The 16,184-nt window shown below is 37.4% G+C and carries 13 protein-coding genes; 5 read left to right on the top strand and 8 right to left on the bottom strand.

Annotation, left to right across the window (positions count from 1 at the left end):
- Positions 1-84: 84 nt before the first annotated feature.
- On the bottom strand, positions 85-1,041 hold the full coding sequence (locus CRO54_RS10555) for a zinc dependent phospholipase C family protein (RefSeq protein WP_097131733.1): 957 nt from the start codon (positions 1,039-1,041) through the stop codon (positions 85-87).
- Between the two features lie 192 nt (positions 1,042-1,233).
- On the opposite strand from CRO54_RS10555, the gene CRO54_RS10550 reads away from it, so the two are divergent.
- The gene (locus tag CRO54_RS10550) at positions 1,234-2,604 is read left to right on the top strand and encodes a dipeptidase (RefSeq protein ID WP_097131732.1); all 1,371 of its coding nucleotides are present in this window, start codon (positions 1,234-1,236) and stop codon (positions 2,602-2,604) included.
- An 81-nt stretch (positions 2,605-2,685) separates the two neighbouring features.
- On the opposite strand, the gene CRO54_RS10545 is transcribed toward CRO54_RS10550, so the two are convergent.
- The 4 genes from CRO54_RS10545 to CRO54_RS10530 all read right to left on the bottom strand — a co-directional run bounded on the left by CRO54_RS10545 (position 2,686) and on the right by CRO54_RS10530 (position 6,556).
- Positions 2,686-3,450 carry a DeoR/GlpR family DNA-binding transcription regulator gene (locus tag CRO54_RS10545; RefSeq protein ID WP_097131731.1) on the bottom strand — a complete coding sequence of 255 codons (765 nt, stop codon included), beginning with the start codon at positions 3,448-3,450 and terminating at the stop codon, positions 2,686-2,688.
- 98 nt (positions 3,451-3,548) lie between these two features.
- Complete coding sequence (locus CRO54_RS10540; RefSeq protein ID WP_097131730.1) at positions 3,549-4,142, bottom strand: GIN domain-containing protein; 594 nt, start codon at positions 4,140-4,142, stop codon at positions 3,549-3,551.
- A 338-nt stretch (positions 4,143-4,480) separates the two neighbouring features.
- Positions 4,481-5,578 (bottom strand): mandelate racemase/muconate lactonizing enzyme family protein, encoded by a 1,098-nt coding sequence (locus CRO54_RS10535; RefSeq protein ID WP_097131729.1) that lies wholly within the window; start codon positions 5,576-5,578, stop codon positions 4,481-4,483.
- A 3-nt stretch (positions 5,579-5,581) separates the two neighbouring features.
- Positions 5,582-6,556, bottom strand: coding sequence for a PDDEXK nuclease domain-containing protein (locus tag CRO54_RS10530; RefSeq protein ID WP_097131728.1), 975 nt, complete (start codon positions 6,554-6,556; stop codon positions 5,582-5,584).
- Between the two features lie 116 nt (positions 6,557-6,672).
- Here CRO54_RS10530 and CRO54_RS10525 point away from each other — a divergent pair, with 116 nt between their 5' ends.
- The 3 genes from CRO54_RS10525 (at position 6,673) to CRO54_RS10515 (ending at position 10,000) form a co-directional block, all read left to right on the top strand.
- Positions 6,673-8,682, top strand: coding sequence for a thioredoxin domain-containing protein (locus CRO54_RS10525; RefSeq protein WP_097131727.1), 2,010 nt, complete (start codon positions 6,673-6,675; stop codon positions 8,680-8,682).
- A 56-nt stretch (positions 8,683-8,738) separates the two neighbouring features.
- Positions 8,739-9,320: a hypothetical protein gene (locus CRO54_RS10520; RefSeq protein WP_097131726.1), complete on the top strand. Its 582-nt coding sequence runs from the start codon at positions 8,739-8,741 to the stop codon at positions 9,318-9,320.
- Between the two features lie 170 nt (positions 9,321-9,490).
- Positions 9,491-10,000 (top strand): FKBP-type peptidyl-prolyl cis-trans isomerase, encoded by a 510-nt coding sequence (locus CRO54_RS10515; protein WP_097131725.1) that lies wholly within the window; start codon positions 9,491-9,493, stop codon positions 9,998-10,000.
- Between the two features lie 289 nt (positions 10,001-10,289).
- Here CRO54_RS10515 and CRO54_RS10510 read toward each other — a convergent pair whose 3' ends face one another.
- From CRO54_RS10510 to CRO54_RS10500, 3 genes are all read right to left on the bottom strand, one after another.
- Positions 10,290-10,742, bottom strand: coding sequence for a hypothetical protein (locus tag CRO54_RS10510; protein ID WP_097131724.1), 453 nt, complete (start codon positions 10,740-10,742; stop codon positions 10,290-10,292).
- A gap of 84 nt (positions 10,743-10,826) precedes the next feature.
- Complete coding sequence (locus CRO54_RS10505) at positions 10,827-12,050, bottom strand: ABC transporter permease (protein ID WP_097131723.1); 1,224 nt, start codon at positions 12,048-12,050, stop codon at positions 10,827-10,829.
- Complete coding sequence (locus CRO54_RS10500) at positions 12,047-12,676, bottom strand: ABC transporter ATP-binding protein (RefSeq protein ID WP_097131722.1); 630 nt, start codon at positions 12,674-12,676, stop codon at positions 12,047-12,049. The genes CRO54_RS10505 and CRO54_RS10500 overlap by 4 nt, the downstream gene beginning before the upstream one ends.
- A gap of 864 nt (positions 12,677-13,540) precedes the next feature.
- On the opposite strand from CRO54_RS10500, the gene CRO54_RS10495 reads away from it, so the two are divergent.
- Complete coding sequence (locus CRO54_RS10495) at positions 13,541-16,012, top strand: glycoside hydrolase family 31 protein (RefSeq protein WP_097131721.1); 2,472 nt, start codon at positions 13,541-13,543, stop codon at positions 16,010-16,012.
- Positions 16,013-16,184: the final 172 nt, after the last annotated feature.

Raw genomic sequence — 16,184 nt, 5'->3', positions numbered from 1 at the left:
ATAGTGCAGGATCATTGAAATAAACAAATTCTTCCTAGAGTTAGAATTACAATTAACCATTTATCATTAACAATTAACCACTAACTAAAACTCTCTTCCTATAATTTTACCTTCTTGGTATTTTTTGTTTACTTTTTCCGCTTGTTGCTTATCTTCCAGAGTCGTTTCAATTTTTATCATATTCTTTAAGTCGGGTTGTCCAGCGTCAACCCAAGCAGAAAACCAAAAGCATCCTACTTTAATAATTGATGATTTCATTTGTCTTTCTACCATACCATTCATCATGTTTTGATATGCTTTGGTATAAGCCGAAGAATATTGTTTCATTACATTTTTACCACGCATAGAGAAATCGTACTTCTGGTCGGCAGGAAAAGTTTCACTTAATTTTTTCTCAAAAGTTAATACAGTATCTACCATGGTATTCGCATTCTTTACAATTTTCCAAGCTTCTTTTAATGGGTCTTCAATGTAAGTAGCTTTCCCTACTAATAGATTGTAGTCTTTTGCAAAAAGTTCGGGTATTCTACTTTCCCAAAAGCCGTGTATACCTGTTTGGTTGGTTAGCTGTCCGTTGTGGTTGGCTGTTGTGTGTAGAGGTACATGGGCATCACCTATGTAGTGACCTAAATCTGCAGAATATCTTAATATTTTTAGGGAATCTTTTTCTTTAAAAGCCCTGATGAGATTGTAGTAAGTGCGTTGTATTTGCCAAGGAACCATTCCATCTTTTGCTATTTTCTTAGCTCCGTACTTATTTACGGCTTCGTTCCACTTTTCAGGGATACTGTCGATATGTGTCTCGTAGTTTTCTACATCTAAATAATGTCTGGGAGCTTCGGCGGTATCTGCATACCTTCTTTTGTCGGGGTCAACGGCATGCTCGGTAATATATTTATGGTTGTTTTTGTAGAAGCCAATCATTCCTTCTGGTAAGGTGAAAATTGCCAGCTGATTAATCCGCTTATGCGCAAAAAATCCCCAAGATGAACCTAGGATAAGGGCAACAAACAATGATAAATAAAGAGGTAGCTTTTTCATCAGTAATTTGGTTTAAGTTTGGCGAAATGTCATTCTTTGCTTTCCGCTATGCGAAAAATTGAATAGTTTCCTTTATATCATGAAAATAAGTAAAACAGTTGTTTTTTGAGTTAGATATTATCAATTTTTTATCAGCCATATTGGCTCGATGCTCTAGTCAAAATGCCTATATTTGCTTCAAAATATAGTCTTATGCAAGAAATAAAGAAATATGTAGAAGATAATAAGCAGCGTTTTTTAGACGAGCTTTTTGAACTATTGCGTTTTCCATCAGTAAGTGCAGACCCAAAATATAAAGGTGATGTGTTGAAAACTGCCGATTTTGTTGCGCAAAAACTTAAAGAAGCTGGTGCTGATAATGTTGAAATTTGCGAAACTGCAGGATATCCAATTGTTTATGGAGAAAAAATTGTAGATGCAAGCTTACCAACTGTTTTAATCTACGGACATTATGATGTGCAGCCAGCCGATCCATTGGAATTATGGCATACGCCTCCTTTTGAGCCGACGGTACGCGATGGTAAAATTTATGCTCGTGGTGCTTGCGACGATAAAGGTCAATTTTACATGCATGTTAAAGCTTTTGAGCTGATGATGCAAACCAATACCCTGGCTTGTAACGTAAAGTTCATGATTGAAGGTGAGGAAGAAGTGGGTTCCGCTAATCTTGGTATTTTTGTAAATGCTAACACTGAACGTTTAAAAGCTGATGTGGTTTTGATCTCGGATACTTCGATGATCAGTATGGAAAATCCTTCGATAGAAACTGGATTGAGAGGTTTGGCTTATATGGAAGTAGAAGTAGTAGGTCCAAATAGGGATTTACACTCTGGTGTTTATGGAGGCGCAGTAGCTAATCCAGCAACTATTCTTTGCAAAATGATTGCTTCGTTACACGATGAAAATAATCATATTACCATTCCGGAATTTTATGATAAAGTGGTAGAATTAACTGACGCTGAAAAACAGGCCTTAAATTCTGCTCCTTTTGATTTAGAAGAATACAAAAAAGATTTAGATATTGATGCAGAGTGGGGCGAGAAAGGTTATTCTACGTTAGAGCGTACGGGTACACGTCCAACCTTGGAAGTTAATGGTATTTGGAGTGGTTATATTGGCGAAGGTGCTAAAACCGTTTTGCCAAGTAAGGCAAACGCTAAGATTTCGATGCGTTTGGTGCCTAACCAAAGTTCAGAGGAAATCAGTGAAATTTTTGCAAAGCATTTCGAGAAAATCGCACCTAAGGGCGTAAAAGTTACAGTTACTCCACATCACGGTGGGGAACCAGTAGTTACACCAACGGATAGTGTCGCTTATTTAGCGGCAGAAAAAGCTATTGAAAATAGTTTTGGTAAAAAGCCAATTCCTACTCGTGGTGGAGGTAGTATTCCAATTGTAGCTTTATTTGAAAGCGTATTGGGCATTAAATCTGTATTGTTTGGTTTTGGTTTGGATAGTGATGCTTTGCATTCACCAAATGAGAAATACGATATCTTTAATTACTATAAAGGAATTGAAACATTGCCTTTATTTCATAAATACTTCGCAGAGTTAAATAAGTAATCATTATTTATTTATGCAAAAAGCCTTTCGATTTTTAAATCGAAAGGCTTTTTTATTGGGGATTTTAATTAATAGCTTGGATTAAGCAATAATCACTTTAACTCCTTTTTCTTCTATTTGTTGCACTACAATTTCTGGTACTTTATCGTCGGTAATAACGTACGAAACTTGTTCAAAGCCGCACACCTTGCCTAAACCTCTTTTATCGAATTTGGTACTATCTGCAACAATAACTACGGTTTGTGCGGTTTCAATCATTTTTTGGTCTAATGCTGCTTCTGCAAGGTTGGTGATCGAAAAGCCAAAGTCTAGATCTATGCCATCAACACCTAAAAAAAGTATGCCACAAGAAATTTCCTCTAGGGTTTTCTCTGCGAAGTTTCCGGCTACAGATGTAGAGTTAGAACGAATCATACCACCTAATTGTAACACCTCTACATTAGTTCTGTTGCATAACTCTAATCCTACTTTTAAAGCGGGTGTAATTACAGTAATATGTTCTGTTGGATTTAAGAACCTAGCAATTTCAAAAACTGTAGAACCAGAACCAATGGTAATTGAGTCTGTATCCTTAATTAATTTTAGAGCTGCTTTTGCGATACGTTGTTTTTCGTCGGCGTTAATTAGTTCCTTTTCATAAATGCTTCTATCACTAGCATAAGGATTTTTGATAGAACCACCACCTCTAGTTCTAAAGAGTAGGTTTTTATCCTCTAACATCTTTAAATCTTTTCTGATGGTTACACCAGAAACCTTCATTAAATCTATTAATTCTATAATGCTGACTTTGCCGTCGTCTTTTAATTTCTTAAGGATATATTCGTGTCTATCAGTAATGTTTTTCATTTCTAACAATAAGTTTGCTGCTAATATATAGATTTATTATTGCATAAAAAAAGTGCTATATCCAACCGATATAGCACTTAAATTTGTGTGTGTAATGCCTATTTAGCTTTTGCGTAATCTGCTGAGTTTCTTTTCTCAATTTCAGTTTTAGCAGCTTTGAAGTTTTTGGTATTTATAGTCGCTAATTCATTAGTAGAAATAGCATGCATGCCAGTAGTTCCGTTTAGTTTCAAGGCGCTTTCGTTGCTCAATTTAGTGAACAAACTTTCTGTTTTAGAACTGATATCCGCTTTTGCGTTATCTTGTAAAATGATTTGTAGATGTTGAGCGTTTAGGGTGTTTTTGGTATTTACTACTGCATTTCCGGTAACGTCAACTCTGTAGATGTTACCTACATAAAGTGTGATTTTAGCAGTTTCTGAGTTTTTCTTGGTAGAAACATAGATGGCGTCATCGCTAGTATAAACTCTAGCTTTCGCAGTACCGTCGTTAGTGTACAACTTCTTGCTTTCGTGGTCTTGCACTAAAGTTACTTCCACATTTCCAGAAATGATTAATTTCTTTGGAGCCTCTTCGTTAGTAGTTACATAGGTTACTGTAGGGGTAACTTCATTGTTTGCATAAACCGATGATGTGGTTAGGGCTAAAGCTAAAATTCCAATAGCGAATAGCGAAGTCGTTCTTTGTTTCATTTGTTTTTGATTTTGCTTTTAGTGGTTAAATGTTCCTTACCATAATTAAATAATCATACTCTTGTTTTTTAATGATGATTTTAATTACGGGCGGTTCATAATTGATTTGTGTTTTTTAATTAAGACGCAAGTCATCTAAAAACGTTGCACGCAAATAGGGGCTAATCGACGAACTCCCGATTTATTTCGACGAACTCCGAATTCTTTCGTAGATTGTTAAGGCTATGTTAAAATTAGGTTAGGTATCCCTTGTGATTTTAAGGCTAGGTTAATTGGTTAACTGTGTAAATTGGTTAATTGCCAACTGTTAATTGAAAATGGCTAACTGAAAACTGTAATTACACCGTCCAGCTTTCGCATTTTTCTAAGAAGGATTCGTCAGCTTCTGCTCCAATGCCTGGCGTATCAGGAACGTCTAACATAAAACCGTCATAGGTTAGGCCGCCAACCACTGGGTCAACCAAATGGCCAAGTAAGCAAGTATCTAAATCAAAATAGACCACGTTAGGACTGGCTAAAGCAAAATGTAGGTTAGCGGTTAATGCCAATCGACTTTCGAGCATACTGCCAATCATACATTTTACACCATTTTGTAAGGCTACTTCATGTATTTTCTGCGCTTCTAAAATTCCACCAGATTTAGCAAACTTGATATTTAAAAAAGTGGTAGCCTGCGAGTTGATGAGTTTTCTGGCATCGTGATGATTGTAACAGCTTTCATCTGCCATTAAAGCAATAGGAGAGTTGACATTCAGTTCAGGTAATTTATCATCAAACCAGGTTCGCATTGGTTGTTCGCAAAACTCGATGTTAAACTTTTCTAGTTCCGTTAAGGCGAAAAGTGCATCATCAAAACTCCAGCCTTGGTTGGCGTCTAAGCGTAAAGTAATGTCATCGCCCACAGCTTTTCTAATTGCCGCAACACGGTCAATATCTTCATGAACTTTTTTGCCCAGCTTAATTTTGATAATGCTACAACCTTTATTTACATGCTCCACTGCTTTTACAGCCATTTGTTCTGGTGTGCCAATTCCTAAGGTCATGTCGGTTTCTATGGTGCGTTTGTGCCCTCCTAAAAATTCATATAAAGGCTGGTTTGCATTTTTTGCAGCAATGTCAAATAAAGCCATATCGAATGCGCTTTTAATAGTTGGATTGTGCGCTGCATAACCTAGCAAATCATCCATTCTCGCTGGAATATCCAATGGGTCTTTACCTTTCAGTATTTGTGCAAAATCTTTAGCCATCGCTAAACAAGTTTCCTGTGTTTCGCCCACAATCATTGGAAAAGCCGAACATTCTCCGTTGCCATGTATACCTTCATCTGTAAAAATCCTTACCAAAACATTTTGTGCAAAATGCATGGTGCCGGTAGCAATTACAAAAGGCTCCATCGGAATACTAAAGCGGTAAATTTCGGTGTGGATGATTTTCATGTCTTAATTGTCTAGTTCAAATCTAAGTCGGTCTTGTTCAATAATGTTCTTCAGTTCTTCTTCTTTAGGCAGGTACAATAAATATTTGCTTGCGAAAAGATGATTTTTATCGTTTAACACAGAATATTTAACAATAGTTTCATCTTTTTCCGAGCATAGCAATATCCCAATTGTCGGATTATCATCTTTGCCTTTTTTTAAGTCATCATACATTCTAACATACATGTCTATTTGTCCAATGTCTTGATGGTTTAAGTTCCCAGTTTTTAAATCGATGATTACAAAACATTTCAAGATGTAATTGTAAAATACTAAGTCGATAAAGAAATCAGAAGTATCTGTTACAATATGTTGTTGTCTAGCTACAAAGGCAAATCCTTTCCCGAATTCTAGCAAAAATTTTTGTAAATGGTCGATAATTCCAGTTTCTAAATTTCTTTCGGTGGTAGAAGTTTCTGGACTTATTCCTAAGAATTCAAAAATGTAAGGGTCTTTAATTAAGTTTTGGATGTTGTTCTCTTCGGCATTAGAACTTCGTAAAGTTCTTTCGAAGGATAAGGTTTCTATTTGTCTTTGAAGTACCCTGCTATTCCAGTTGGAAACGACAGCTTCATTAACGTAAAAATTTCTTTTTTCCTCGGAATCTAATTTGGATATTATTCTGTAATGCGTCCAACTCAATTCTTGACGCAATGCGTCAAGAATTGGAAACGCAAGGTAAAACTTTCTTATGTTGGTTAAATTAGTATAATCAAATCCTTTTCCAAATTCTAACGAAAGCTGCTTAGATAATTTTTTTAAGGTTGCTTTTCCATAATCTGCTCTATGTTTACCTTGTTGTTCATCTTCTACAATAAGTTTACCCATATGCCAATAGGTTTCTAAAAGTGCAGAATTGGCCATACGAAATACTCTCAACCTAGATTGAAGAATGATTTCTTTAATAGAATTAAATAATATATTTTCCGCTAATTCCATAGGTTAAACATTTGCCTAAAAGTATAAAAACAATAACTAATCCCAACAGGTTAGTTAGATAATTTATAATTTTACAGATGTGGAAAATCTATTCACAATAAATATCCAAATCCTTTATGCAAGAGCCTAATTCCCTTATTCACGCCTCATCTCCTTATTTATTGCAACATGCTTACAACCCAGTTGAGTGGTATGAATGGAATGAAACATCCCTGAAAAAAGCGAAGGATGAAAATAAATTGATTATTGTGAGTGTGGGATATTCGGCTTGCCATTGGTGCCATGTGATGGAGCATGAAAGTTTCGAAAGCCATGAGGTTGCCGAAGTAATGAACAAGCATTTTGTTTGTATTAAGGTAGATAGAGAGGAACGTCCGGATATTGACCAGATTTACATGCTGGCGGTGCAGTTGATGAACGGAAATGGCGGTTGGCCATTAAATGCGATTTGCTTGCCGGACCAACGTCCAATTTACGGCGGTACTTATTTTCGAAAAGCAGATTGGATTAATATTTTACTTAACCTTACCAATTTGTGGGAAAAAGAACCAGAAAAGGCTGTTAAATACGCAGAGCGATTAACGGAAGGTTTACAACAAGCGGAGCTGATAGAAGCTGGCAACGAGGAGTTAACTTTTAACGAGGAACAACTAATAGAAATTGTAGAGCCTTGGAAAAGAAATTTTGATATTACGGAAGGTGGATATAACCGTGCACCTAAATTCCCTTTGCCAAATAACTGGTCATTTTTATTGCGTTATGCTTTTTTAAAGGATGACCAGACCGTGATGATGGCAGCAATGAGAACCTTGGAGGCAATGGCAATGGGCGGCATTTACGACCAAATTGGAGGTGGTTTTGCCCGTTACTCGGTAGATGCGAAATGGCATGTGCCGCATTTCGAAAAAATGCTGTATGACAACGGACAGTTGGTTAGTTTGTATGCAGAAGCTTATCAATGCTTAAAATACGAACCATTTGCTGAAATTATCAAAGAAACCATTGAATGGATAGATAGAGAAATGACATCGCCCGACGGCTTATTTTATTCTGCTTTAGATGCGGATAGTGAAGGCGTGGAAGGTAAGTTCTATGTATGGAACAAGGCAGATTTCGATGAAGTGATAACTATGCACAAAGAGTTGCTTTCTGAATATTTTACAATTACTGAAGATGGCAACTGGGAGGAAGAGCATACCAATATCTTGATGCGAAAAGTGTTTGATGAGGAGCTGGTAGAGAAATACAAGGTTAGTAAAGCTGAATTGGAACAAATTGTCGCGGAAGCAAAAGTTAAGTTGTTGGCAGTAAGAAGTAGCAGAGTTAGACCTGGTTTAGATGATAAGTGCCTAACCGCCTGGAATGCACAAATGATTAAAGGTTTGACGGATTCGGCCCAAGTTCTGAATAATGATGCTTATTATGAAAAGGCCAAAAAAGCAGCAAGTTTTATCCTTAACAATTTGATGGATGAAGATGGGGGCTTGTATAGAAACTACAAAAATGGAAAAGCAAGTATCAATGGTTTCTTAGATGATTATGCGTCTTTAATAGAAGCACTAATTGCTCTTTACGAAACAGATTTTAACGAAGCTTGGTTAAATGAAGCACAAGAATTAACAGACTATGTATTGTCTAACTTTACTGATCAAAACAATGTAATGTTCTTCTACACCTCGAACAAAGGCGAAGATTTGATCGCCCGTAAACACGAGGTGATGGATAATGTAATTCCTGCTTCTAACTCGGTAATGGCTCAAAATCTCCAAAAATTGGGGTTGTTTTTTGATAATGAAACGTATAGAGAACGAGCATCAGCTATGCTAAAGGCAGTGCAACCTCGTATCAAAGCTTATGGTTCGGCTTATTCTAACTGGAGTATCCAGTTGTTGAACGAAGTGTACGGTATTAACGAAATTGCTATTACTGGTTCGGATTTTAGGGAAACCAAAAAAGAATTTGATCAACAATATATCCCCAATAAAATTACTTTGGCAGGGGTAAAGAGCAGTTTGCCTTTATTGCAGTATAAGCAGAGTGAGGAGACGAAAATTTATATCTGTAGGGATAAAACTTGCCAACTTCCTGTGGGAACTGTTGACCAAGCCTTGCAGCATATCAAATAATGGCATTGTCTTTGGTGTTTAAGAAGTTTTTATCTAACCCTTAACGTCTTTCGTTTATGAGATTTTCTAAACTTCCGCTTTTACTTATTGCATTATTTACGGGCTGTGTGGGTAATATGAATCCAACTGGAGGCAACAGTACACCAAACTATCCCTATTTTATCACTAAAGAGCCTTTAACCATTAAAAAGATTTCGGTTCCTGTGGGTACAAGATTAACTTATAAGGAAAGTTTCTGGAAAAAAGGGGAGCAAAATAAAATGATGGCAGAAGAAAAGCTCACTGATATCAGGCTGCCGGAAGGTGCAACCATCAATTGGGGCGGTGTTCCCGTAACTTGGATTTCACAGTTTTTCAATTCAGAAATGAGTGGTTTTAGCGTTTATGCGGATTTTAATAAACTGGATGCTAATCAGCACAATAGATTTACGGAAATGTGGCAAAGTTGTAGTGAAGATATTGGGATTACCGTTAAAAATACAGACGATTGGTCTTTTAACCCTGATAATATTTTAGATATCGAAAGTTGTAGCGTGAATTATCAGCGATATTTTAAGAACGATAAACATCAACAATCTTTTTTGGATGAAATGTATTCGGAGATGCTGAAAAGCGGTAAGCAAAACGCATCAAAATAATAGCTAATAATTTCAGATATACACATTAAGTTCATAATCCTTTCAACAATAATGCTGGTTTTTTGTTAGCATAATAATTAAGCTATATTTGCCCAGCATTTCAAAAAGCTTAATACAAATAATGATGATGTTTAGAAGGCTCATCAATTAATAAAACAAAAAAGAATAGAATGAAGATCACATCTAACACGGTAGTTTCTCTTACTTACGAGCTACATACCACAACTCCAGAAGGTAACCAAGTTTTTGTAGAGAAAGCTACTGAAGAAAATCCGCTAGTATTTTTATACGGTGTGGGTATGATGTTGCCAAAATTTGAAGAGCACTTGACAGGTTTAACCGTTGGTGATGAATATGGTTTTGAATTAGAAGCGGCTGATGGTTACGGAGAGATTGACCCAGGAGCTCACGTAGATTTGCCAGTAAGTATGTTTAAAGAAGGTGGTGCAGAAGAATTGCCTAACGTTGGTGATGTAATTCCTTTGCAAGACAACCAAGGTAACCAATTCCGTGCTGGCGTAACTGCAGTAGGCGAGGAAATTATCTCGGTAGATTTAAACCACCCAATGGCTGGTAAAAACTTAATCTTTGCTGGTAAAATTTTAACAGTGAGAGAAGCAACTGCTGATGAATTGTCACATGGTCACGCTCATGGCGCTGACGGACATTCTGGTCACTAACTATCAATAATCCGTCATGCTGAATTTATTTCAGCATCTGTTAGCAAATAACAAAAAAATCCCTAGACATTTTTTCTAGGGATTTTTTTGTTTTTATTCTTGCCGTCATTGCGAGGTACGAAGTAGTCTATAAGGTTATTAATGTAAAAATTAGACGTTAAAACTGATGCTGAAATAAATTCAGCATGACGAAAAGTCTATCTAGTGAGGCTAAATTTGTGATAGCTTATTCAAAACAACCGACATGAACTATACCTCGCAATGACGAATTATTTACGTCTGTGCTACTTTACTTCACCACCGTTCCGTTCAATAACGAAATTGGCGAAGCATCCAAAGCGTTTGCCGTACTCAATTTCAAGATGCCTTTCACTTTAATGGTTTGATAAGTGAACTTAGTTGGCTCTTTCAGTTGCACTTCAACCATGATAGGTACCCCATTTTTACCACAGTAAAAACATTGGTTAATCGGTAGTGTAGAAAGCATGAATTTAGTTTGTTTCATGCCATCTTTAATCGGTACAATGTAACCTTCTAATTCAAAAGGTTTACCTGCTCTCTTTTTGATATCGTTGTTGAAGATGGCGTACATTTCACTATCGTCTTTAGCCATTTTAAATTCTACATCGCCAATTACATCCCAGTTTGCAGATAGTATTTGATCGCTTGGATCGTGTTGTGCTTTTGCTTTGTTAATGCCAAAGCCAATGAATAATAAAAATATGAATGTAAGTTTTTTCATCTGTGTTTTTATGTTTTTTAACCACCTTAGACACCTAAAAAAACCTTAGGTTCACTTAGGTGTCTAGGGTGGTCATTTTCAAAATTAATTCTTTGCTAAAATTTTCGATATATTAGATTGGTAAGCCTGTATTGCTGGAATAATTGCCGCAACAATTCCAATCGATAAACCTGCCGCCAGTAAATAAAATTCTTCCGTTATAAAAAGTAAACCATTCATTTTCGCCTGACTACTTTCTTGATAGTTTCCAATTAAGTGTAAAATGCCATGCCCTAAAGCAATACCAATAAGTGTGCCTATCAGCGTCAAAATTAAGCCTTCTAATATGATTAACGAAAAAAGTTTGCCTTTTGATGCGCCTAAGGTTCGCATAATGGCCAAATCGTAGCTTCTTTCTTTTAAGGAATTGTACAGGTTTACAAATACACTAATGGCTGCAATGAACATAATCAGAACCGCAAACCATTGCAAAGTATCTACACCAACACCAATTAAAGAGAACAAACGAGTGCTTTCTTGCGCTGGACTGGCTGCTTGCATATTGGTAGTTTGGTTCACCATCATCGGGAACATCGCTACTGCCATTGGTGAGCGATATTGGATGAGCAATGAGGTGAACTCTCTGTCCTCATCGTGAGTGTGTTCTGCTTCAGTTGCGTGGTCATGGTCATGATGTTCGTTGCTTTCGCCTTCATCGCCATGCATTTTCCAGACGCTACCAATGCCCGTTAAAATCAGATTGTCGGTTACGTTTTGCTGCGGTGCCAAAATACCCACCACTTTGTAGGCGTGGTCTTTGTGTTCATCCTTCATTTCGGTTAAACCATGACCGCCAAAAAAGGTATCGCCAACTTTGAGATTTTGCTCCTTTGCAACGTTAATGCCAATAGTAGCTTCTAAATCAGCTTCCCAAAACTTGCCGCTTTGTAGTTTTAAGCCATAAAGGCTGATGTAATTGCTGTCGGTACCAACAATTCGTACACCGTTGTAATTATCTCCCAAAGCTAAAGGTACAGCACTTTTTACGAAAGGGCTTTTCATTAATTTCTTCGCCTCATTCATCGGGATATTTCCTGTTGGGAAATCGATGTAATAAATGCTGCTTAAAATCAATTGTAGTGGACTGCCTTTCGCTCCAACTACCAGATCAATGTCTTTTGAATTTTTGTCTAATTTATCTTCTATTTGGGTTGATGCTAACAATAAAACAGTTAAAATAGCAGTTCCAAAAGCAATCAGTAAGATATTCAATGCGGCGTTTAGCGGCTTCGACCAGATGTTTTTCCAGCTTATTTTAAATGGGCTCATGATAAACTGTAGGTTAGGTTAAACGCATCTTTCACTCTTTTGTCGTGTGTGGCTACCACCAAAGTAGCTTTATTCAATTCCGATTGTTCTTTCAGTAAAGCCAATACCGCTTCAGCATTTTTATCGTCTAAGCTTGATGTTGGTTCGTCGGCAATTAACAAAGTTGGTTTATTGATTACTGCTCTAGCAATAGTAACCCGTTGCAACTGCCCTTGACTTAATTCTTGCGGATAAGCATTTTTCTTGTGTGCCATATCCAACGAAGCCAATACTTCCTCGATACGGTTTTTATCCGTTGATAAGCCAGCAAAACTTTGTGCTAATAGTAGATTTTCAGAAATGCTGAGGCTTTTAATCAAATGTGGTTTTTGGAATACGATGCCAATGTGCTGCCCCCTAAATTCATCCAGTTTTTTAGATGAAAGTTCATATAAATTGGTGTCGTTGATTTTGATTTCGCCATCAGTAGGTTTAAGCAAGCCTGTTAAAATATGCAACAGTGTAGTTTTTCCGCTGCCAGATTGCCCAAGCAATAGCCATTGCTCACCATTATTCACTTGCCAATCGGCAAATTTTAACGCTTGGTCTGCACCGTATTGATGTGAAACAGATTTTATTGATATCATTTGTTTTCTGTATGCTACAAAAATAAGATATGCACTTGGATAGCAAGGTATGGATGTGTAAAGTATTTGCTACTACGGATCAAGATTAATTGCCATTCGTGTTTGCTGTTCGATATTTGTAATGTCGAACTCCTATTATAGGATTTTTAATCCGTTCTAAAAATTTGGATTATAAATCCAACGATATGGCTTCGGTTGCAAATCCCGAAGAGCAGTTACTGTCGACGTTTGTTGGCTAGTCGAGATTTGCAATCTCGATTTTGTTAACTGCGAATTTTAAATCCGCACATAGATAGTTCCGGATTGCAAATCCGGAACAGCGAATGTTGCTGCTAGTCTTCAAATATACGCATATCGGTTGGTGGATGCGTTAAAATCTTAAACGATTTGATGGGTTGCTCGATTGTTAATTGAACAGTTTTTTGTTAATCAAACCCGATTGTCGTGGGAATACTTTTTGTTGCGTCATTTCGACGAGGAACGAGGAGGAATCTGTTACATAGTAGTATTAAACTTAGAGATTTCTCTCTGCGTTGGAAATGACGGAGGACGGAACACAAAAAGATTTTAACGGAAAGCGGGGCTACATTTTAATAGTAGTACTAAACCTGCTTTCCTAAAAATTAAAATAAATCTAACTTTTGCTTCGTGTTAGTGTTAATTGTACATTAAGTTGTTTTGTAAGCGTTATTGCGTTTTACACCTATTTAATCTAGAAAAGTTAACAAGAGTTTTATTTGCCTTGAAGGGTAATTATTATATATTTACAGTATCATTAAACATCTATTAAACATATCCATCAACAAAACAATTTAAAATAAACGAGCTGTTTTTTGTTGTTAGAACAAGCTTAAAACGAATAATATGGGAGACGAACTGAACAAAGATTTTGAAGTTACGGAAGTGCATAACAAAGAACAATTTGAAGAAGAAGTAGTTCAGCATTTAAATAATCCGGTGACGGATATAAAAGCAATTGAAAAAGAGTACTTAACGTCGGTAAAAAGTGTTAAAAAAGAGGGCAATAAGTTCTATTTTTCTGACGGCAGTGCAAGCGTAGAAGTGCGTGTGGTAAGCGATGAAATGATTAGGGTTCGCTTGGCACCGCATGGTACCTTCTTGGCCGATTTTTCTTACGCTGTAGAGCAGGTAGACCAAAAAGTGACTACTTTTAAGTTGGAAGATACTACCGATGCTTACTTGATTTCGACGAATACGGTTACTTGTAAAGTTAGCAAAGCTGATTTTCTGATTTCGTTTATTTGTAATGCTACTGGTCTGGTAACCAGCAGCGACGCATCGCCAATGCACTGGGAAGAGAATGCGGAGTTCGGTGGTTTTTATGTGTATGCAACCAAACAATGTCAGTCGGAAGAGAATTTCTTTGGCCTAGGCGATAAGTCTGGCAATATGAATTTGAGGGGTAGAAAGTTCCAGAACTGGAATACTGATGCTTATTCTTACGGATGGGACCAAGACCCTTTGTACCGTACTATTCCATTTTACACCGGTATTAATCAAGGTGAGGCTTATGGGATTTTCTTCGATAATACGTTTAAATCGTACTTCGATTTTGGAATGCAGGACAACACGAAAACCAGCTTTTGGTCTGACGGTGGTGAATTGCAGTACTATTATATCCATGGGCCGCACATGATGGATGTGGTGAAACGTTACCAATCTTTGACGGGAACGCACCAATTGCCACCAAAATGGGCTATCGGCTACCACCAATGTCGTTGGAGTTATTATCCTGAAAGCAAAGTGAGAGAAATTGTAGATGGTTTTAGGTCGCAGAATATTCCATGTGATGCCATTTATTTAGATATCGATTACATGGACGGCTACCGTTGCTTTACATGGAACAAAAAGTATTTTCCAGACCCTAAAAAGATGATTAAGGAGTTGGCGGATGTAGGGATGAAAACTGTAGTGATGATTGACCCAGGAATTAAAGTGGACGAAAATTACTGGGTATTTAAGGAAGGAAAAGATAATAATTATTTCTGCCGTAGAAGTGATGATTACTTTATGGAAGGCCATGTTTGGCCAGGTCGTTGCCAGTTCCCAGATTTTACCAACCCAACCGTAAGAGAATGGTGGGGAGGTTTATATAAAGAATTGGTAGATATGGGCGTAGCTGGATTTTGGAATGATATGAACGAGCCAGCGGTGTTTGGTGCGGGAACTTTTCCTAACGATGTACGTCACAATTACGATGGCTACCGTGGTTCGCACCGTAAAGCACACAACGTTTACGGTATGCAGATGGTACGTTCTACCTACGAAGGTTTGAAGAAACTGCAACGCAATAAACGTCCATTTACCATTACTAGAGCAGGTTATTCGGGTATGCAGCGCTATGCTTCTGTTTGGACTGGCGATAACGTAGCAACTTGGGAACACTTAAAATTGGCGAACATTCAGTGTCAACGTATGTCGATTTCTGGAGTGCCGTTCTGTGGCACTGATATAGGTGGTTTTAGCGGCGAGCCAGATGGCGAATTGTTTACCCGCTGGATACAATTAGGCGTATTTTCTCCGTTTATGCGTGCCCACTCTGCTGGAGATACTCGTGAACGTGAACCTTGGAGTTTCGGCGAGCCATTTACTTCGATTAACCGTAAGTTTATTGAGCTACGTTATAAATTGATGCCGTACATTTATTCGGTATTTTGGGAGCATCACCGTTATGGTTTTCCAATTTTACGCCCATTGGCAATGTTGGAGCAAGAAAATATCGGTAACCACTACCGTCAAGACGAGTTTACTTTTGGTGATAAGATTTTGGTTTGCCCAGTATTGGAACAAGGTGCTACATCAAGACGTGTTTACCTGCCAAAAGGAAAATGGTTTAACTACTGGACTTTAGAATTGCTAGAAGGTGGTAGCGAATATGTGGTAGATACACCTTTAGATACCATGCCTTTGTTCGTGAGAGCAGGTTCGGTAATGCCGGAATATCCAGTAATGCAGTATGTGGGAGAAAAACATATCGACGAAGTTTGGTTGAATGTTTACTATTCGGATTACGAAGTAAACTCTTTCATGTACGAAGACCATGGCGATACTTTTGCCTACGAGCAGGATATTTACTTGGAGAAGAAATTTAATGTAAAAGGTGATGGCAATAGTTTCAATATCCAACAAACCATCGACGGTTTGTTTACACCAACTTACGAATTGTACGATTTCCGTATCATCGCTTTGCCGTTTAATGTAGGTAAAGTATATGTTGACGATAAAGAAGTGAAAGATTTTGTAGTGAACGAGCGTGGTATTTTACGTTTTAAATCGAACAAAAACTTCTCTAGAATTAGTATTTTGAAGGGATAAGATACACTTAGACCTGCAAGGTTTTGAAACGGCGAAGCCCTCAATTTTACAATTAAATAAAAATGAGAGAAGCCAAAATTAAACCTTGCAGGTCTTAAATAACTCTCGTCATTGCGAGGCACGAAGATTAATACCTTAAAGATTGCTTCGTGCCTCGCAATGACGTAATATG

The sequence above is a fragment of the Pedobacter xixiisoli genome, assembly GCF_900215335.1.
Taxonomy (GTDB): domain Bacteria; phylum Bacteroidota; class Bacteroidia; order Sphingobacteriales; family Sphingobacteriaceae; genus Pedobacter; species Pedobacter xixiisoli.
The sequence above is the reverse complement of the archived record's forward strand: the minus strand, read 5'-3'. Positions and strand labels throughout refer to the sequence as shown.